Source organism: Shewanella sp. SP2S2-6, from assembly GCF_031931965.1.
In the GTDB taxonomy this organism is placed as follows: domain Bacteria; phylum Pseudomonadota; class Gammaproteobacteria; order Enterobacterales; family Shewanellaceae; genus Shewanella; species Shewanella baltica.
In genome coordinates this window covers 95,438-116,448 of sequence record NZ_JAUOEQ010000013.1, presented here as the reverse complement: position 1 = coordinate 116,448, position 21,011 = coordinate 95,438, and the positions used below count along the sequence as shown (strand labels likewise).

The window sequence follows — 21,011 nt, the reverse complement described above, 5'->3', positions numbered from 1 at the left end:
GAACTGGCATCGGTGACCAGTGACAGGTAGTGCACACCTTGGTCTGACTCAAGATAGGTGATATCGCTGACCAGTACATGCCCTGCATCATGCAGTCCTTCCTCTTTCAGCAAATTAGGATGCTTCTTCATCCAGTGTTTGCTGAACGTGGTTTTTGTGTAGCTTTTCTTCGGTTTAACCAGTAAACCTTCACTTCTCAAATAGGTAAAGAACCCATCTCGCCCGAGTTTAATATCGTGCTCAACCAGCCTGGATTTTATCAACGTATAGAGCTTACGGGCCCCTAACCTTGGCATATATTTACGCCAGTACTGGACCCAGTCTTTGATGACCGATAGCTCAGCTCTACGACTTTCCATTCGAGCAACTGCCTGATAAATACCTTGCCTCGACATACCCGCAGCACGACATGCGGCAACGAAGTTTATTAGTCCGTTGCTTTTTGCTTGCCAGAGGTACCGGATAAGTACTTTTTTCTGAGGCCTGCTCCATATTCATTGTCCATGATATCAACCATGCCATTGAGGATTTGGTTACGTAGTTTCTCTTCTGCTAACTCACGTTCAAGGCGCTTGATCGTTTCGGCAGGGGTTTCTTTTGACTTAGGCATAAGGGGATGCTGAAAAGGTTTCGACCAATCGAGTCTACCATGTTTTCTAAGCCAAACGAGTACCGTTGAACGGCCTTGAATGCCAAAACGGGCTTGGGCTTGTTTGTACGTCATTTCGCCTTTTTCAACACGCTCTACAACGCCTAATTTAAAGGCTAAGGTGTAATCTCGTTGTGTGCGCTTACGGCTTGAGTTAATTGATGTTGTCATAAAGAAGTCCTCTTTATGTCAACGTATTTCAGGACGGGACAACTAAAACAAAAAAGCCTGAACACAGGTTCAGGCTTTCAGGATCTAAAATTGAATACTTAACGCTTAAAACGTAAGGCTTATCGACTTTCTATAAACGCATTGCCAGCTCAGCGCCTTGGCGGATTGCACGCTTAGCATCAAGCTCTGCCGCGACATCCACGCCGCCAATCAGATGCACAGGCAAGCCCGTCGCTTTCATCTCATCCACTAAGGTGCGATTCGACTCTTGCCCGGCACACAAGACAACATTATCAACGACCAGCACTTCAGCGGTTTCGCCCACGCGAATATGCAGTCCCGCATCATCAAACTTATCGTAACTCACGCCCGTTTTCATCTTCACATCATGTTGCTTAAGCACAAGACGGTGGATCCAGCCGGTGGTTTTACCTAAGCCCTTGCCCATCTTCGACGTTTTACGTTGCAGTAAAAACACCTTACGATGATCGGTATTGTCGGAATGTGGTTCTGTTAGGCCGCCCGCATGTTGGTAAGTTTTATCTATGCCCCACTGTTGCAGCCATTTATCAGCGTTCAGCGTGCTAGATTGGCGCTCACATAAGTAATGCGCCATATCGAACCCTATGCCGCCAGCACCAATCAAGGCCACGGTATTACCGACAGTCACTTCACCCGAGAGCACTTTTTGATAATCGACCACCCGTGGGTCATCAAAGCCGGGTAAGACTAAATCACGCGGCACAACGCCTGACGCTATCACCATTTCATCAAACTTTTCGGTTGCCAACACACTGGCATCCAGGCGAGTGTTTAATCTCAGCTCCACCTTATGCAACTTAATTTGGTTGATGAAATAACGGATAGTTTCGTTAAACTCTTCTTTCCCAGGGATTTTACGGGCGAGATTAAACTGACCACCCACCTCGGATTTCGCTTCAAACAAGACAACATCATGGCCACGCATGGCGGCATAAACAGAAAATGCCATGCCCGCAGGACCTGCGCCCATCACCGCAATACGCTTTTTATTGGCTGTGGGTAAGAAGTTGATTTCAGTCTCATAACAGGCACGAGGATTCACTAAACAGGTTGCGCGCTTGAGTGAGAATGTATGATCAAGACATGCTTGGTTACAGCCAATACAAGTGTTAATCAGCTCTGGTGTGTTCGCCGCGGCTTTATTGACAAACTCAGGATCGGCGAGAAAAGGCCTTGCCATCGACACCATGTCAGCTTGACCAGAGGCAATGATCTGCTCGCCAATTTCAGGGGTATTAATGCGGTTAGTTGCAATTAAGGGCACAGAGACAGATTGTTTGAGCTTTTCAGTTACCCACGCAAAGGCGCCGCGGGGCACACTCGTCGCAATGGTCGGTACGCGCGCTTCATGCCAGCCAATACCGGTATTTAGAATGGACACGCCAGCTTGCTCTAACCACTGGGCGAGCTGCACCACTTCATCCCAAGTTGAGCCGTTATCCACCAGATCGAGCATAGATAAACGAAAGATAATGATGAAGTCTTTACCGACTTTTGCCCGTATCGCGTTAACAATCTCAATCGGGAATTGCGCGCGCTTTTCAAACGCGCCGCCCCATTCATCGGTGCGGGTGTTGGTGCGCGCACTGACAAACTGATTGATCAAATAGCCTTCTGAGCCCATGACCTCGACGCCATCGTAACCGGCTTTCTTGGCGAGTGCGGCTGAGCTGGCGTAATCCTTAATGGTCGAGCGCACTTGGCGACTAGACATAGCTGACGGCGTAAAAGGTGTAATCGGTGATTTAATCTTGCTCGGTGCTTGGGAAAAAGGATGATAACCGTAGCGGCCCGCATGCAAAATTTGCATACAGATCTTACCGCCCGCCTCATGTACAGCCTGCGTGACCACGCGATGCTTACCGACTTGCCAAGGAAAACTCAGCTGACAGGCATGCGGCGTAAGGCGGCCACGAAGATTAGGGGAAATACCACCCGTCACAATCAAACCCACACCGCCCAGAGCGCGTTCTTTGTAGAACGCTGCCAGTTTCTCAAATCCGCCCTTTTCTTCTTCCAAACCTGTGTGCATTGAGCCCATAAGCACGCGGTTTTTGAGCTGGGCAAATCCCAGATCTAAGGGTTCTAATAAATGGTGAAACGACATTCAAACATCCTTTTAAAACAAGTGATTTAAATCAGCATACCTTGAGTCAAATCTAAGCTCAACCGTTGGATCGAGACCATCAGTCAAAATCCTTTACAATTGTGTTTAGCCTGTAGCGCCATTTTCAGTTAGCATTGGCAGATTGGACTTATAAAGGAGTGGCAGATGTCCGCTAACCCATCGTTTTTCAAGAGAATATGTTTGTTTATTTGGCACACCCTCAACGGGACGCGTAAACTGATCCTCAATCTGATCTTTTTTGGCATCTTAGCCGCCATTATCATCTCCATTGGCAGCAGCGAAGATATTCAAGTTGAAGATAATTCAGCACTGGTGCTTAATCTGGCTGGTTCGATTGTCGATCAGAAGCAACAGGTCGATCCCTTAGAAGCCGCATTCAAGCAAGGCAATAATGGCAATGCCGATGGGGAAATCCTGCTCGCCGATGTGCTGTATGTGATTGACAATGCCGCGCAAGATCAAAGGATTAGTACCCTAGTACTTGATCTAGCCGATTTGAAACGTGCCGGGATCAGCAAGCTGCAATCTATCGGTGATACACTTAACCGCTTTAAAGAAAGCGGCAAAAAAGTGGTCGCCATCGGCAATTACTACGAACAAAATCAATATTTCCTCGCCAGTTTTGCCGACACCATTTACCTCAATCCCCAAGGCGGCGTGTCGCTTGATGGCCTGAGTATGTACAACCAGTACTTCAAATCGGCCTTAGATAAACTCAAAATTAAAGCGCATATTTTCCGCGTAGGAACCTTTAAATCCGCGGTTGAACCCTACATGCGTGACGATATGTCCGACGCCGCTCGCGAAGCCAGTAGCGCACTTTTAACCGATGTATGGCAAAGCTACACCCAGACTGTCGCTGGTAATCGCAATATTGAGCCTAACTCGCTAGTGCCCGATGCAACCACTTATTTGGCTGAGCTCGATAAAGCTAATGGTGACTCTGCTACAATGGCCATCAACATGAAATGGGTTGATAGCTTAGCGACCACGGAAGATTTTCGTCAAACCATGCTAGAAACCGTGGGCAAAGCCAGCAGTGGTGACAGTTTCAAGCAAGTGAGTTTTTACGATTATTTAACCTTAGTGACGCCATTGCCAAGCTTTGTTGAGCAAGACAGTGTCGGCATTATTGTCGCAAGCGGTACGATTCTGAACGGCACTCAACCTGCGGGCCAAATTGGCGGCGAAAGCACTGCCGAACTGCTACGTAAAGCGCGTTTTGATAAACACGTTAAAGCCTTAGTGCTGCGCGTCGATAGCCCTGGCGGTAGCGCCTTTGCCTCGGAGCAAATTCGTCAAGAATTACTGGCACTTAAAGCAGCGGGCAAACCTGTTGTCGTCAGTATGGGCAGTTTGGCCGCATCGGGTGGTTATTGGATTTCGGCCAGTGCCGACTACATCTTCGCAACGCCAACCACGCTCACGGGCTCAATTGGGATCTTCGGCATGATCACCACCTTCGAAGATTCTCTGGCCAGTATAGGCGTGCATACCGATGGCGTATCAACGTCGGAATGGGCGGGATTGTCTGTGACACGCACGCTGTCACCGCAAGTTGAAGCGATTATCCAACGTCATATTGAACGTGGCTATTTAGACTTTATCTCGCTGGTCGCCAAAGAACGAAAGATGACCATAGAACAAGTCGATAAGATTGCCCAAGGCCGTGTTTGGAGCGGTAAAAAAGCCCTTGAGCTTGGCTTAGTCGATGAACTAGGTGATTTAGATGAGGCGATAGCTAAAGCCGCTAAACTCGCGGATATGACACTATTTGACACCCGCGTTATCGAACAAGAGCTGACACCCGAGCAACGCTTTATGCAACAGATGTTTGCCTCAGTATCGAGCTACCTGCCCGCCTCACTGAGCCAATCATCGATGTTAGAGCAAATGCTACAGCAATGGACCAGCAGCTTGAAAACGTTAACCTCTTTTGATGATCCAAATAACGTCTACATCTACTGCGATACTTGCAACATAATGAACTAAATCTGCCAGCGCCTAGGTTGCAGCTCGCAACTTCAAGATGATGACAAAGACAAAGCCCGGCTCTCCGGGCTTTTTTATTGGGTTTATGTCAGTTAAATCGTATAATTCGGCCACTTGAAGCTAAGAAAACGACAAGAATGACTAAACGCTCCATTTATGTTGCCTATACAGGTGGCACCATCGGTATGCAAAAGACCGATAACGGCTTCGTCCCTGTGGCGGGATTCCTGACTCAGTGCGTGCAATCTATGCCTGAGTTTTACCATGAAGAAATGCCGACATTCGTGATCCACGAATACTGCCCGCTTATCGACTCTTCCAATATGGCGCCGACCGATTGGCAGATGATCGCCGACGATATACAAGCTAATTACGATAAATACGATGGCTTTGTGATCCTCCATGGCACAGATACCATGGCGTATACGGCTTCGGCGCTGTCGTTTATGCTGCAAGGCTTGTCAAAACCTGTGATAGTAACGGGCTCACAAATTCCCCTCGCCCAGCTGCGCTCAGACGGACAAACTAATTTATTAAATTCACTCTATATTGCGGCGAATTATCCGGTCGCAGAAGTGTGTTTATTCTTCAACAACAAACTCTTTCGAGGTAATCGCTCGACGAAGGCCCATGCCGACGGTTTCGATGCTTTTGCTTCGCCTAACTTCCCGCTACTGCTTGAAGCTGGGATCAAAATCAATCTGCGCGCTGGCAAAATCACCGTTGCCAACGATACCCCATTGGAAGTGGCGCATATTAGCCCGCAGCCTGTCGGTGTGGTGACTTTGTATCCAGGTATCTCGACCCAGATTTTTGAGAACATTCTGCAGCAGCCGGTTAAAGCCCTCATACTACTGACATTTGGTGTGGGTAACGCGCCGCAGGATGCTGCCTTACTCAAAACCTTAAGGCAAGCGGATGAACGTGGCATAGTGCTGGTGAATCTTACCCAGTGTTTCCAAGGTAAGGTGAATATGGGCGGCTACGCCACAGGCAATGCACTCGCTAAAGCGGGCGTGATCAGTGGCGCCGATATGACCATAGAAGCAGCCTTAGCTAAACTGCATTATTTACTATCTAAAAATTTGCAGCCAGCCGAGATAAAAGCAGCCATGTTACAAAACTTGGTCGGTGAATTGAGCATAGATTAAAGATAGTGTCTGTTAATCTGTTCGTAGTTCTCAATCACTAGCAACAAAAAAGCCCATATTTAATGGGCTTTTTTATGTTAACTCAGATTAAACGACGTCAAATGAGTACTTGTCTAGGTGCTTTTACAGAGAGCTATTTACAGAGGCTATTTGCATTGAAGTTATTTGATACTAAATCAATATTAACGTCACATAAACAGCTAGTCCTAGATCCACGCCTAACATCTTAGCAAACTCAAACCACCTTGAAGTCAGTGAGTAATTTATAAATCCTGCACTTTAAACTCAGCAATCGGCTCACCGCGGAATTGCTTTTTCAGCTCGGCTTTAGACAATTCATTGATTTTACCGTCAGGCGCAATAGTGAAATGCTCAGTTTGCTCAAGCTTGCGAGCTTGATACAACATCACGACCTGCAGGGTCGATTCACGCTGCGCTTCACTTAACACAGTGCCATCTTCCCACTTACCCAGCTCTGCTGCAGTACGAAGCCTTTGATAGACTTCAATGGGCATTTGATCGATCACTTGATTAATATCTGTCATACACTTTTCCGCTTATGTAACACGATTCTGACTCGTGTGATGAGATAACCCACAAAACCAAACACAAAGCATATTCCAGCTATATTCGCCCGCATACCTTCGGCAGGTTCACCACCCCAAAACCAAATCACCACACCAGCAATAAACAAGGTCATAGCAACAAAACTCTGATTCATTAAGCTGCTGGACTTTTGAATATGACTAATGCGCGATAAAGACTCATTGTCACCATTGGTGCTCGCTTGACAATGGGGACATGAAGGCGCCTTACTCGACATCCGCTTGCGACACACTGGACATTCAATTAATGCCATATCAGCCTCGCCCTAACGTAATTTATCAACAACGGCGAGCATGGCGATAAGCGATGCTTCACCTAAATAAATACTGCGCTCTGGCGACCAACCCACAAAAGGATCGGCCAGATTGTTATTGTCTTTAAAAGGCATTTCGAGGGTATTGGATAAACACTCGAAGGTCTGAGCGACCCAATTAGACGCAACCGTTAGATTCGCTTGGCCAGGCTCGTCTTTGTCATAGCCAAACTGAGTTTGGAAATCGGCACTGGCTAAGGTTAATGCTTGACTGAAGTCCGCTTGCAGCTGCGCCAGCTTATCATTGTAGGCAGGCACGCCCTCACAACCTGCGAGAAACACATAAGGTAAACCTTCATCACCATGGACATCATAGAACAAGTCGACACCAGTTTGCTGCATCTTGTTGACGACGTGGTACACCTCTGGACTCTTTTCTAAACTCGGCGTTTGCCACTCGCGGTTAAGATTGATCCCAATCGCATTGGTGCGCAGATGGCCTCTGACACTGCCATCGGGATTCATGTTCGGCACTATATAGAAATTGGCTTTGTCGAGCAGCGCTTTCGCTGTTGGACAATCATTATCGAGTAAACGATTCACTAGACCTTCGACTAACCATTCAGCCATGGTTTCGCCCGGATGTTGTCTGGCGGTGATCCAAATATTGCGTTTAGAAGGATCGCCATTCCCGACTTTCATCAGGGTAATATCGCGGCCATCTAAGGTCAGGCCCAAATGCTCTAAATTGACATCTGGGTGTAACTGGGCGCTGCTGAGTAAATCTAAGTGACGCTCATAGCTGTATGGCGCAAAGTAAGCGATTTGAATCGCATCGCAATCCAGCTCTAAGCTAATGCTCAGTTTACCGTCTTTATACTGTGTAGGAATACGGAACCAATGCTGACGGTCGTAACTGGCTACTGCTTGATAGTCTTCCCATCCCTTGGTATAGGAAGCCGTCCCCGCGTTGATGATATTTAAGGTGTAATGGTTACCCACCTCACCTTCGAATCGAAAATTGAACCATTGATAAAACTCGCCGCCCGCATCGGGACGAATAGCAAGTTGAATATCGTCTTTATTATCAAGATTGACGACTTGGATATTTCCGCCATCAAAGTTGGCACTGATCCGCATAATGATTCCTAATAGGTTGTTAAAGCTAAGGGCAGTTAATGGCACGCGACTGATAGCACGCGGCACATTTTATTATATGGCCGATAGGATAAACCAAAACATCCCAAGGGGAAAACGAAAGCCAGTAAATTCAGTCAAGGCAGTTGCAGTCGACCTTTTATTGACCAAGTTTCACGCCAAACATCCGTCAAACTTAGCCGTTCACAAGTTAGTAAACGATGGTGTTAAGCCATAAAACTATAACCTTGGCCGCGCACTGTATTGATTAAGTTACGCGGCAAGCTGATGTTGGCTAATTTACGGCGAGTGTTACTAATGTGCATATCGAGATTGCGGTCAAATCGGCCCAGATCTTTTTGTAATACAGAGCGCTGCAGCTCTTGCTTAGTGATGACTTGACCTTTCCTTTCAAACAGATATTTAAATAATTTAAACTCGGTTTGAGTCAAATCGACATACCGTGTACCAATAGTTATCCTATAACTCATATCATCAAAGTTAATCACTTTCGCTGCTACAGTTGCAATTTGCGGCGAGTGAGGTTGACTGACACAAAGACGTCGCTCTAAGGCGCGTAAGCGAACAAATAGCTCTTTGATGCTAAATGGTTTACTCAAAAAATCATCGGCCCCCAATTCATAACCTGTGATGCGATCGTCTTCATTATCCCGTGCTGATATCATCAATACCGGCGTTGAGCATTCCCGCGCTTTTAACAGCTCAAAACCATTCATTTGTGGCATGACTAAATCAAGTACTATGATGTCGGGAGCAAAACTTTCAATGCATGCCAAACCGTCGACACCATTTTCCGCACATGCAACTTCATGCCCTTGTGTGCCCAAGGCATCGGCCAACCACACACTAAACAAGGGATCATCATCAACTAAGAGTATTTTACTCATCCTTAAAACCCAAACGAGAATCTATATCATTTATATTACCATGCGAATCGAGATGACTCTAGACCTATTACATTCGTTAGGAAGTGTGATGTTGAAAACTGTGAACAAAATACGAAATTTAGGGAAAATTAAACGAAAATTGGCTATTCAAAAGTGAAGAGTAAAATGATGCTTAGCCACTCAAAAATCTGTGTCTGGTTCCATTTCGCAATAAAAAAGCGCCCTAAGGCGCTTTTTAAACACTAAGAGTACAAACTTAGCTTAGAACTTAACCGTTACACCACCGTAAATAGTACGGCCAATGGTGTCGTACACTTCAGGAACTGTACCTGCATCACTACCGTTAGTAACGTATAGAGGCTTCTCGTCAGTAAAGTTCTTAACACCTAAGCTAACTGTGGTGCTGTCATTTACGTGATAAGTCCCTGAAATATTGTGATACAGAATAGAATCAACACCTCTTACCGCAGCAAATGGTTCATCATTCACATCATAGTCAGTGTAATTATCATTCATAGAACGGATATAGCGGTTGAAGTACATTACACTCCAGTCATCTTGACCCGCAGAAATGCTGAAGTTGTTACGAACACGAGAGTAAGCACCGAAGTTCCCATCGATAGTGCCAGTATAGTTTTCACCATCTTGCTCATAATTGATGAGATATGTGGTGTCATTGCTGACTTTCCAGTCTAACCCAAACAATGCAAAGCTATAAGCTAAGTTGAAATCAATACCACTAGTATCCTGTGATCCAACGTTTGTTAATGCGCTTGTTAAATTAAACAAATCACCATCGGCAGTAATATTGAATGTGCTACATGCTTCAGCATCACCTTTATGACAAGCATCTAAACCGACTTGAACATCTGCACGAGCAATAGCATCAGTTACTTTGAAACGCCAGTAGTCTAAAGTCAGAGACATGCCATCGATATAGTTTGGTGAGTAAACTAAACCAGCGGTATATGACTCAGATTCTTCAGGTTTTAAATTTTCATCTGATGTACGATTAACTAAAATCTGTCCAGTTTGTTCACTCAGAGGCAACCAAGGGTTCGTTAAATAATCAAAAGAACCTGAATTACCACCATATAATTCAGCAACACTTGGAGCACGGAAACCTGTAGCAGCGACAGTACGTAACATAAGTTCGTCGGATGCGACATATGTCAACCCAATTTTCCACGTAGTTGCTTTACCAAATGTTGAATAATCATCTAAACGCAGTGCAAATTCACCCGTTAATTTTTCTGTAAATGGTACGCTCACTTCTTGGAAAATAGAGATAACGTTGTAGTTACCGCTTGTCGGGTCTTGCTGAGCAGCAGTACTATCGCCAGCGACAACAACTGGATCTGGATTATAGAAACCACTTTCGCGACGGTATTCAGCACCAATCGCAAAGCCCACAGCACCCGCACTTAAATCGAAGAGTTCACCATTTAAGCCAGCAGACAACGTTTGTTGTTCATTGCCACCAGTTGATTTCTCGTCATACGAAACGTCTTTCATCTCATTCGTCAGTGGAGACCCTTCAAACCACGCATATGGGTCTGCATAAATAGAAGCAGCCATTAATGTTGCGTTAATTGAGTTATCAACACCAGTTTTAGCCTCGTTCTTACCAAATGTGTAGTCCACATTCCAGTTCATACCAGTATGAACATCCAAAGAACCCGCTAATCCACCAGATAAACGCCAAGTATCAGTATCTTGGCTGTAAACACGAGGTCCAACATCATTCATACGTCTGTTATATTGCACTTGTCCGCGAGCGTCAGCTTTAATCCCTGCATCAACCATGCTTTGGTCAAGATTAAGGCAACCAGCAGTTGGATTTGTCACTCTTGGGTCGCCACAAACATTTAATTTGATTTGCGCAGGTTGTGCCGCAAGCTGTTGGTTTGAACGACGATTGGTATAGATAGCATCCGCGGTTAGTACCACATCATTACCTAACTCTTGTGTCATATTTGCAAATAAGCTACGGCGTTCGCTTGGCGTTTGGAAGTAAACGTCATTCGAATAATCATAACCTGTGGCTCTGTTAACCCAATTACCATTTGCATCAATAACCTTCTGGTTTAATGCACCAGTTGGAATAATTGAACTCGTATTATCGAGTGGGTCATACCAATCTCGATCACCTTGGATAACACCACGACGGTCAGCATAAGCAGCACCAAAGGTGTAGTTACCACCCTCTGTGTTGAAACCATATAATGCACTTACATCACCGCTTTCACCATCGCCTTTATCAGTGCCACTGCCGTTAAAATCGAGCTGAAAACCTTCAAAGTCTTTCTTAGTGATAATGTTCACAACACCGGCAATGGCATCTGAACCATAAACCGCTGAAGCGCCATCTTTCAGAATTTCAACACGGGCAATCATGGCAACAGGAATCGAGTTCAAATCGACAGAACTATTCGCGCCAGAACCTGAGTTCACCATACGACGGCCATTCAGTAATACAAGCGTTCGTTGTGAACCCATACCACGTAAATCAACTTGCGCAACACCATCTGCACCGTTGTTCGTAGTTGAACCCACGGCTGCACCCGCCATAGATGTTTGTACTTGTAGCATTTGGTCAACAGAAGTAAAACCTTCCGCTTTAATCGCAGCAGCATCAATAACGGTCACAGGTGAAGCTGTTTCCATATCTTGGCGCTGAATGCGTGAACCCGTGACTTCAATACGTTCAACTTTTGCTTTTTCTTCCGCAGCAAATGTGCTTGACGTTACAAATGCACCAGAAGTGATAGATGCAACGATAGCTAAGTTAATAGCTGACGCGACTTTGGTTCTTTTGATCATGTATGAATGCTCCCTAGATCTTACTATTATTTTTATGCTTACAGCTTGTACAACTATTGATGTACTACTGTTGCACTCGATACTGAGGATTCACTTTAACTCCGTCAACACTCAAAATATTAACCAACGAAAAAGCAATGTTAAATAATTTAGGTTACTTTGTTTTTATTTATGACGCATATTTTCAATAAAACTTAAGCATCATATTTTATTAGAAGTTAAATCTTAATGAGGACAAGTAATAAGTGATTAACACTGTTAACGAGTTACTTTTATGAAACATGTTCAGCATCAAAAAGTGTGATCAAAATCACATTTAATTATTCAAGCGAGAGCTGTAAACTGGAATGAGGTACTGATTAACCACCACTTAAATTGCATAGTCATGAACATTAGTAACTTATATGCAGCCATAATTATGGAGATAACCTCGCTAAATCAGTGCATAACAGAAGATACAAACAGTATCAGTTGTGCTATTTATGCACACAAAGAAAATCACCCTCGAAATTTCAACAATATTGACACAAATTATTCCGTATACCAAACCCTAGCAAAAGATAACTGTAGTGAGTATTTGTGTTGAGGATTTAGTAACCTAAGGCAAATTATTAAATTAAGTTAATCTCAGAATAAAAATCAATTTTGATAGTGGATAGTTCCTATCCCTGCTCAATAAACAAACTAAATAGATACATTTGTTAATTAATTTAGGTTCGCGTCAATTAACTATAAATATACAGTTTTCTGTATAAAATCTATTGTAATCGTCTAAATACTGAGCTTAAAAAGACGGGGAGTTCTGGAATACTGATACAACTTAATGATGAGAAACTCATAGCTATCAAGTTTTAAAAAGTCTTATATTTAACGCCATTTCAAACGCTATTCGATTTGCCAAAATCTCACCCCTATTGTAACCAAAGTTAAATTTCACCCATAAAAAAGCGACCACTCAGGTCGCCTTTCATTATCGGTATTATCAAGCAGATGGTTATTCAGGTTTGATCAACTCAAAATGCTGGTATGCCCGTGCGGTTGCAATGCGGCCGCGGGGCGTGCGTTGGATAAACCCTTGCTGGATCAAGAAAGGTTCTAACACATCTTCAATGGTTTCACGCTCTTCGCCGATGGCTGCGGCTAAGTTATCTAGTCCTACTGGTCCACCCATAAATTTATCGATAATAGCCAGTAACAATTTGCGATCCATATAATCGAAACCTTCACTATCCACGTCTAACAAGTCTAAAGCGTGTTCGGCCACAAACTTAGTGACGGCACCGTCATGCTTCACCTGCGCGTAATCCCGTACGCGGCGCAGCAATCGGTTGGCTATTCTCGGTGTACCGCGTGAACGGCGCGCGATTTCAAAGGCACCTTCAGCATCAATATCCAGCTCCATTACCTGCGCCGAACGCGTGACTATGGTGCTTAAATCTTTGATGTTATAAAACTCAAGCCGCAGCGGGATCCCAAAACGCGCCCGCAGTGGTGAGGTTAACGCACCTGCCCGTGTTGTCGCGCCCACTAGAGTGAACGGCGGTAAATCAAGCTTAATAGAACGCGCTGCAGGCCCTTCACCTATCATGATATCCAGCTGATAATCTTCCATCGCCGGATACAAAATCTCTTCTACCACAGGGCTTAATCGATGGATTTCATCGATGAATAACACATCACCGGATTCAAGATTGGTCAAGAGGGCTGCAAGATCGCCCGCTTTTTCAAGCACGGGGCCCGAGGTGGACTTAATGTTCACTCCCATCTCGTTCGCCACAATCATAGCCAAGGTGGTTTTACCCAGTCCTGGCGGACCGTAGATCAACATATGATCTAAGGCTTCATTACGATTCTTTGCCGCTTGAATAAACACCTTAAGTTGCGCCCGAGTGTCATCTTGGCCCGTGTATTCATCGAGCATTTTAGGGCGCATTGCCCTGTCGATGGATTCATCTTGAGCTTGGATCTGCGGCTGGATGAGTCTGTCTGCCTCAATCATTATTATTCCTTCTCGCAGCTTTCATCTTAATTATCATCATTCAATTAAAGCATCGACTTAAGGGCAGCTTTGATCAGTGTTTCTGAATCCATGCCCTCTTTGTAGGCTGCAGAAACCGATTTGCTCGCCTGCGGCGATTTATAACCCAGCGAAATCAAAGCTGAAATAGCATCTTCTTCGGCACTATTGACTGTCGGCGCAGGAGAGTAATTAGATTGCAGCACAAACTCACGCTCTGAACCTGCAGAGGCTTCCATCAAGCTCTTGAGCTTATCGCGCATTTCTACCAGTAAACGCTCGGCGGTCTTCTTACCCACACCGGGTAATTTCACTAAGGTCACTATGTCATCGCGCTCAACACAACCCACAAATTCTCCGGCTGTCATGCCAGATAAAATGGTCAGTGCAAGCTTGGGACCGACGCCATTGGTCTTGATCAATAAACGAAATAAGGCTCTTTCCTGTTTCGTGATAAAACCATAGAGTAACTGTGCATCTTCACGCACCACAAAGTGGGTGTAGACCATGGTTTCATGGTTAACTTCAGGCAGCTCATAAAAGCTGGTGAGCGGCATCTGCAACTCGTAACCCACACCATTAACATCGATCAAAATTTCTGGCGCTTGTTTCTCAACTAACACGCCCCGTAAACGACCTATCATCTGTACCGTCCGTATGTTCTTGCCGTTGCCCGGCCACTCAATGCGATTAAACTCTGGCTGGTGTGATAATGACACACAGCAACACCGAGTGCATCTGCGGCGTCAGCTTGTGGGGCTGCGGGTAATTTAAGTAGTTGTTGGATCATGTGTTGTACTTGGGCTTTTTGTGCTCGCCCCGTGCCAACGACTGCGCTTTTAATTTGAGTCGCACTGTATTCTGCCACAGGTAAATTGGCGACCGTGGCGGCGACAATGGCCGCGCCGCGTGCTTGGCCAAGCTTGAGCGCAGAATCGGCATTTTTTGCCATAAATACCCGTTCAATCGCAAACTCATCCGGTTGATACTGACGAATAATTTCAGTGATCCCATCAAATATTTGCTTGAGCCTGCCAGGAAGCTCTTCAGACGAAGTACGAATACAGCCACTGCCAAGGTAAATCTGATGCCGCCCCTGACATTGGATCACGCCGTAGCCTGTGATCCGCGAACCTGGGTCAACACCTAAAATAATTGCCATTTAATGCCTTATATGGGATCTGAATGTTCGTCTCAGTTCCTGGATTAGCGAGTGCCCTACGTTAGCGTGTGCGAGCTGAAATTGGTTTAGATTGACGCCCAAATCCAGCTCACAGTCAATCTAACCTAGGCTTGCCATCACGTCATCGGAGATTTCCGCATTATGATACACTTCTTGCACATCGTCATGATCTTCAAGGGTATCGATAAGGCGCATAAATTTTTCGGCAGTGTCTAAATCAAGCTCAGCTTTCGTCGAGGCTATCATAGCGATTTCAGCGTTATCTGCCACAAAACTCGCTTTATCGAGCGCATCTTTCACCATATAGAAATCAACGGGATCGGTGAACACATCAATAGCACCATCATCATAGCTGACAATATCTTCCGCACCTGCTTCAAGCGCCGCTTCCATCAATGCATCTTCATCGGTTCCCGGCGCATAGGATAACACCCCACGCTTAGTGAACAGATAAGAAACCGACCCATCCGTGCCTAAGTTACCGCCCGATTTACTAAACGCATTGCGCACACCGCTCACAGTCCGATTACGATTGTCCGTCATGGTTTCGACCATCACAGCGGTGCCGCCTGGGCCATAACCTTCATATAGAATGGTTTCGAGTTGCTGACCTTCTAATTCACCGGCGCCGCGTTTAATCGCGCGCTCAACCGTATCGCGGGTCATATTGCCACCGAGGGCTTTATCAATGGCGACACGTAATCGTGGATTTGAATCGGGATCTGAGCCGCCTTCACGGGCTGCGACGGTTAATTCGCGAATGAATTTAGTAAAGAGTTTACCGCGTTTAGCATCTTGAGCTGCTTTACGGTGCTTAATGTTGGCCCATTTACTGTGACCTGCCATGGGAAGTCTCCTTAACTGAGGTGTCATCGCATAGCTTATCAAGAGCCGAGGTGTAATGGATTGAATAACGGCTATTTAGGATTGAACAAACAGATATTGATAAGCAAAGAAATGACGGTTCACTAAAACAGACCGAGGCTTGAGCCTCGGTTTTCGGTACGAATAAAAATAACTGATAAGGACTAATGCTAATAGACTAACGCCAATCGACTAATGCCAATCGCCTTTCACAAAACGAGTTACACAACGTTGACTTGAATAAGGTCGATTTGCATAAGATCGATTTACAAAAGCCCTGTTACGAAAGATCAGTCTTCCGTTTTAACGGCTTTCTCAACCACGGCAATGCCAAGTTCAGCTAACTGCTGCGGATTTGCAAATCCTGGTGCGTTAGTCAGCGGACAAGCGGCTGTTGTCGTTTTCGGGAACGCCATCACATCGCGGATTGAGCTTGCGCCCGTCATCAGCATGATGATGCGGTCTAAACCAAACGCTAAACCTGCATGTGGCGGAGTACCGTAACGCAGCGCTTCTAACAGGAAGCCGAACTTCTCTTTAGCTTCTTCGTCGGTAATACCCAAAATACGGAATACCGCAGACTGCATTTCTTGGTTGTGGATACGCACTGAACCACCGCCTAATTCGCAGCCGTTTAATACCATATCGTAAGCATCAGAAACACGATTTGCTGGGTTAGCTTCAAGTTCTGCCGCCGTTACGCCGCGCGGTGCGGTGAACGGATGGTGAACAGCGTGGAAATTGCCGTTGATTTTCTCAAACATTGGGAAGTCAACCACCCACAGTGGACGCCATTCGCCTTGTAATAAGTTAAAATCTTCACCCGCTTTAAGACGCAGTGCGCCCATGGATTCAGCAACCACAGTCGCTTGGTCAGCACCAAACAGAATAATGTCACCGGTTTGCGCGCCAGTGCGGCTGACGATTTCATTGACTATGCTTTCGTTTAAGAATTTCAGCACAGGTGATTGAATGCCCTCTAAGCCAAGGCTTAGGTCATTAATCTTCATCCACGCTAAGCCTTTAGCACCATAGATGCCAACAAACTTCGTATAATCATCGATTTGCTTACGAGACAGTGCAGCGCCGCCTGGAATACGCAGTGCAGCAACACGGCCTTCTTCATCGTTAGCAGGGCCTGAGAATACCGCAAATTCGACTTCTTTGAGTAAATCGGCAATGTCCACCAGCTCTAATGGGTTACGTAAATCTGGCTTATCTGAACCGAAACGACGCATCGCTTCGTTGTAGGTCATGCGCGGGAACTCGCCGAGATCCACGTTCAGCATTTCAAGGAACAGACCGCGCATCATCTCTTCGGTTTTCGCCATCACTTGCTCAGAGCTCATGAAAGACGTTTCGATATCGATTTGGGTGAATTCTGGCTGGCGGTCGGCACGTAAATCTTCATCACGGAAGCATTTTACGATTTGATAGTAACGATCAAAGCCTGACATCATCAGCAACTGTTTAAACAGCTGTGGCGATTGTGGCAAGGCAAAGAACTGACCTTTATAAGTACGGCTTGGTACTAAATAATCGCGGGCACCTTCTGGGGTTGCCTTGGTCAGGATCGGTGTTTCTATGTCTAAGAAACCATTTGAGTCGAGGAAACGACGCACAGAACTGGTCACTTTAGCGCGGAAAATTAATCGCTGCGCCATTTCTGGGCGACGTAAATCTAAGTAACGATACTTAAGACGTTGCTCTTCGCTGTTGTTCTGGTAGTTATCCATGCTCAATGGCAGTGGATCGGCAGCGTTGATGATAGTCAAGGCTTGGCCTAAGACTTCAATCTCACCCGTCTTCATTTGACCATTGACTTGACTGTCAGGACGGGCGCGAACTAGGCCTTTAACCTGAACGCAAAATTCGGCGCGCAGCGTGCTGGCGACATTGAACACCTCAGGTAAGTCTGGATCATAGACCACTTGGATCAGACCTTCTCTGTCTCTTAAATCTAAAAAGACAACGCCACCCAAATCACGGCTACGATTAACCCAACCTACCAAGGTAACTTCTTGTCCAACGTGAGACTTATTGACGTCTCCACAATAATGACTGCGCATCTAACTCTATCCTTTATCCGGAAACCGGTGCTTTGGAAATAATCAAAACGAGATAAAAGCGGCATTATAGTAAAATAATGCCGATTACCAAAGTACTTCACACTTAGGCGGTGAAGTATCAAACAGTTTTACGCCCTTGACTAGAGGCGAACGCACTATCTGAGCATGAGCGTTCAAAAAAACATCAAGCTGAGCGATAACAACGCCCGCCGCAACTTTTTGCTTGGTACATCAGTTGATCGGCTTTTTTCAATAAGCCTATCGCGGTATCACCATCGCGGGGATAAATCACCACGCCCATACTGACCGCTATGCTGACACTGACGCCTTGAATAAGCAAAGGGCTCGACAGTGCCTGTAGAATATTATCAGCAACTTGGGTTGCAGCATCGAGATCTTGCACACGATTTAGCAGGATAACAAACTCATCGCCGCCAAATCGCGCCACGGTATCTGAGCCACGGATAACCTTGGTTAACTTTTGGGCGACCTGTACCAGCAATTCATCGCCAATCGGATGACCATGTTGATCATTGATTTGTTTAAACCCATCCAGATCGATGAATAGCAAGGCAAAATGGGCTTGGTCGCGCTGATGGGACAGCAAAGCTTGGGCTAATCTGTCATCGAGCAAGGCGCGGTTAGGTAACTGAGTCAAAGCATCGTGATTTGCCACATGCAGCAAACGTTTTTCAGCGACGAGTCGCTGGGTGATCTCACGATTTAAGCGGCGATTCACTAACAACACGGCCACCATCACTGAGCACAAGATTATCACGCCAAATACGATATAACGCAGCCATTGCAGATATTTAGCGCTCTCTGTCGCGACAGAAAATGACACCCAACGCGCATAAATTTGCTGTTGATGCTGAGTATCAATCAAGGCTAAGGCTTTGTTAATCAGTGGTACCAGCGGCGCAAACTGAGGATAAACACCAATATGGCTATGCTGATCGGCAAGATCACTCAGCAGCGACATTTTCAGCGTCGGGTAGTGACTGGTTTTAAGTTCGGAGGCCAATGTCACCACTTTATCGATAAACACATCCGCATTGCCATTCGTCACCGCCGCCAATCCCGCCTGTGTATTTGGCACTATTACTAACTTGAGTGAAGGTTCCAGACTCATCAATTGCGCCACCAAATGATAGCCCTCGACCACGGCCACCCTTTGCCCTGCAAGCTGGGCAATATTGAATACCGAGACTTGCTCCAATTGCGACACTAATGCCCACGGCGATGGCCAATAAGCCTCACTAAACGCTAAACGCTGCTGGCGCTCTGCCGTTTGGGCGACACTGCCGGCTAAACTTACCTCGCCCTTTTGCAACGCCTCGATTAACGAATGCCAATCATCAAAGGCAACGGGCGTCAGCTTAAGTTTGAGCTGTTCCTTGAGTAATTTGACGATATCGCTGTTGATCCCCGCAAACTCGCCCTGCTCATCCATAAACTCCATCGGCGGCCATTGCTTTAAATAGCCCACTTTAAGCTCGCCTACACTTTCCACATAGGCCTGTTCTGCAGGGCTTAAGCTGACATGCCGTTCAGTTTGGGTAAAAACATGATCTTTGGGATTGAGCATCCATTTATTTTCAATATCGGCAAACTCTTGATTGCTAATATTGTTAAATCCATTGGCGATCCGCTGCGTCATGCCAGGATCATCACTGCGAGTCAGCACATAAATATTGGTGCTAAATTCGAGATTGGGATACTGGCTAAAGTCAGACCAGCCTTTATTGAGCAGTAAATAATGTGATGTCCATGCACCCGAAGCCACAAAGCCGACAATCTCGCCCGATCTTGCGCCCACAACCATGGCATCCATATTGTCGTAATAGCGCAGTGCCACTTGGGGTAAGGCTTTACGTAACTCCACCAGATAAGGCGCCGTCGGCACCACACCAATACGTTTACCTTTTAAGCTGTCTAAATCGGTCAACTGCTGCTGAAAGAGAAATAAGCGGCTCTTAACTGTATATAAATGCCAAGCCCGATTGAGCCCCGTTTTGACATCATTACTCTCTGGATAACCAATGTGCGCATCGGCAAGACCTCGGCGAACATCATCCACACTGGAGTTCATATCGCCAGAAATATAATCAACGGCGATACCGGTCTTCTCAGACCAAAGCTGCCACATGTCCACATACAAGCCATGGGGTAAACCATCGACCCCTAAGTCCACAAAAGGCTCGGCGCCCAGTTGCATGGAAATAACAATCCCAGCTTGTTGACGTTGGTAGCCAAGCCATCGTCGCTCCGTTTGTTGGATAAAGTGCGGATCGAGCGCGGTGAAACCTTTATTGATCCTATCAACTAAATCGAGATTGCCCTTTTTGACCGCAGGAACAAATTGCATCGCCTTAATTTGGATACGCGCCGTATTGGGATAATTCGCGGCAATCTCTTGGGATGAAGCGGGATCTTTCAAATAACCTTCTAAGCCCGCAAACACCATAATCTCGCCGGCTGCGACCCCAGCGAGTAATTTCTCGCGACTTTCGTAACGTTTAAACACGAGCTGCGGTTCGATACGGTGCAATTCCGCCTCGTGAGATGAAGCAGCTACCACACCAATTTGAAAGGGAATGAGTTCTTTAATGGACTTTTTGCCCTGCAGGGATTTATGCAAATACAAAAAAGTACCGACATCGGCGATGGGCACAGTAAAGTCGAACTCTTGCTCACGCTCTGGGGTTTTCCCCATGCCGATATGCACTTGCGCCTTACCTTGCCGGAGTTGATCAAGGGACTCGTGCCAGTGGCGCGCCACAAAAACCACTTGGGTATGGCTTTGTTTCGCCCACTCTTTCCATAAATCGACCAGTAGTCCGGTCGGCTCACCATCGTTGTCGACATATTGATAGGGAAAGCTATCTTCACCCATCACCACGATTAATGGCTCGTCGGGCAATGGACTTGCCTGCCCTGTTATGCTCAAAAAACAGCTGCACAAGATCACGATTAAGTGGATCACAAACTTCAAGTTGAGCCCTTAGTACTTGATGT

At 46.0% G+C, this 21,011-nt stretch carries 14 protein-coding genes and 1 pseudogene; 2 read left to right on the top strand and 13 right to left on the bottom strand.

Features of this window, described 5'->3' with window-relative positions:
* A pseudogene (locus tag Q4Q57_RS11310) lies at positions 1–820 on the bottom strand (IS3 family transposase); the annotation flags it as partial.
* Positions 821–950: 130 nt separating this feature from the next.
* On the bottom strand, positions 951–2,969 hold the full coding sequence (locus tag Q4Q57_RS11305; RefSeq protein WP_311890869.1) for an NADPH-dependent 2,4-dienoyl-CoA reductase: 2,019 nt from the start codon (positions 2,967–2,969) through the stop codon (positions 951–953).
* Between the two features lie 165 nt (positions 2,970–3,134).
* Between Q4Q57_RS11305 and sppA the strand changes: the two genes are divergently transcribed.
* The gene (sppA, locus tag Q4Q57_RS11300; RefSeq protein ID WP_311890868.1) at positions 3,135–4,982 is read left to right on the top strand and encodes a signal peptide peptidase SppA; all 1,848 of its coding nucleotides are present in this window, start codon (positions 3,135–3,137) and stop codon (positions 4,980–4,982) included.
* Between the two features lie 137 nt (positions 4,983–5,119).
* Entirely contained in the window at positions 5,120–6,133 is a 1,014-nt protein-coding gene (gene ansA, locus Q4Q57_RS11295) for an asparaginase (RefSeq protein WP_006086774.1), read from the top strand.
* 263 nt (positions 6,134–6,396) lie between these two features.
* On the opposite strand, the gene Q4Q57_RS11290 is transcribed toward ansA, so the two are convergent.
* From Q4Q57_RS11290 to Q4Q57_RS11240, 11 genes are all read right to left on the bottom strand, one after another.
* Positions 6,397–6,678 (bottom strand): DUF1315 family protein, encoded by a 282-nt coding sequence (locus Q4Q57_RS11290; RefSeq protein WP_311890867.1) that lies wholly within the window; start codon positions 6,676–6,678, stop codon positions 6,397–6,399.
* Positions 6,675–6,992, bottom strand: a complete 318-nt coding sequence (locus tag Q4Q57_RS11285) for a hypothetical protein (RefSeq protein ID WP_006081737.1) — start codon at positions 6,990–6,992, stop codon at positions 6,675–6,677. Before Q4Q57_RS11285 ends, Q4Q57_RS11290 begins: the two co-directional genes overlap by 4 nt.
* Positions 6,993–7,004: 12 nt before the next feature.
* On the bottom strand, positions 7,005–8,132 hold the full coding sequence (locus tag Q4Q57_RS11280; RefSeq protein ID WP_006086776.1) for a M14-type cytosolic carboxypeptidase: 1,128 nt from the start codon (positions 8,130–8,132) through the stop codon (positions 7,005–7,007).
* 224 nt (positions 8,133–8,356) lie between these two features.
* Complete coding sequence (locus Q4Q57_RS11275; RefSeq protein ID WP_311890866.1) at positions 8,357–9,037, bottom strand: response regulator transcription factor; 681 nt, start codon at positions 9,035–9,037, stop codon at positions 8,357–8,359.
* A 261-nt stretch (positions 9,038–9,298) separates the two neighbouring features.
* The gene (locus tag Q4Q57_RS11270; protein WP_311890865.1) at positions 9,299–11,860 is read right to left on the bottom strand and encodes a TonB-dependent receptor; all 2,562 of its coding nucleotides are present in this window, start codon (positions 11,858–11,860) and stop codon (positions 9,299–9,301) included.
* Between the two features lie 994 nt (positions 11,861–12,854).
* Complete coding sequence (ruvB, locus tag Q4Q57_RS11265) at positions 12,855–13,859, bottom strand: Holliday junction branch migration DNA helicase RuvB (RefSeq protein ID WP_006081741.1); 1,005 nt, start codon at positions 13,857–13,859, stop codon at positions 12,855–12,857.
* Between the two features lie 44 nt (positions 13,860–13,903).
* Positions 13,904–14,521 carry a Holliday junction branch migration protein RuvA gene (gene ruvA, locus Q4Q57_RS11260; protein WP_311890873.1) on the bottom strand — a complete coding sequence of 206 codons (618 nt, stop codon included), beginning with the start codon at positions 14,519–14,521 and terminating at the stop codon, positions 13,904–13,906.
* On the bottom strand, positions 14,518–15,039 hold the full coding sequence (gene ruvC, locus Q4Q57_RS11255) for a crossover junction endodeoxyribonuclease RuvC (RefSeq protein ID WP_006081743.1): 522 nt from the start codon (positions 15,037–15,039) through the stop codon (positions 14,518–14,520). Before ruvC ends, ruvA begins: the two co-directional genes overlap by 4 nt.
* 120 nt (positions 15,040–15,159) lie before the next feature.
* Positions 15,160–15,906 (bottom strand): YebC/PmpR family DNA-binding transcriptional regulator, encoded by a 747-nt coding sequence (locus tag Q4Q57_RS11250; RefSeq protein ID WP_006081744.1) that lies wholly within the window; start codon positions 15,904–15,906, stop codon positions 15,160–15,162.
* Positions 15,907–16,214: 308 nt separating this feature from the next.
* Positions 16,215–17,993, bottom strand: coding sequence for an aspartate--tRNA ligase (gene aspS, locus Q4Q57_RS11245; protein WP_012089298.1), 1,779 nt, complete (start codon positions 17,991–17,993; stop codon positions 16,215–16,217).
* A 184-nt stretch (positions 17,994–18,177) separates the two neighbouring features.
* A complete protein-coding gene (locus Q4Q57_RS11240) occupies positions 18,178–20,988 on the bottom strand; it encodes a transporter substrate-binding domain-containing protein (RefSeq protein ID WP_311890864.1) in 2,811 nt (936 codons plus the stop codon).
* Between the last annotated feature and the right edge of the window lie 23 nt (positions 20,989–21,011).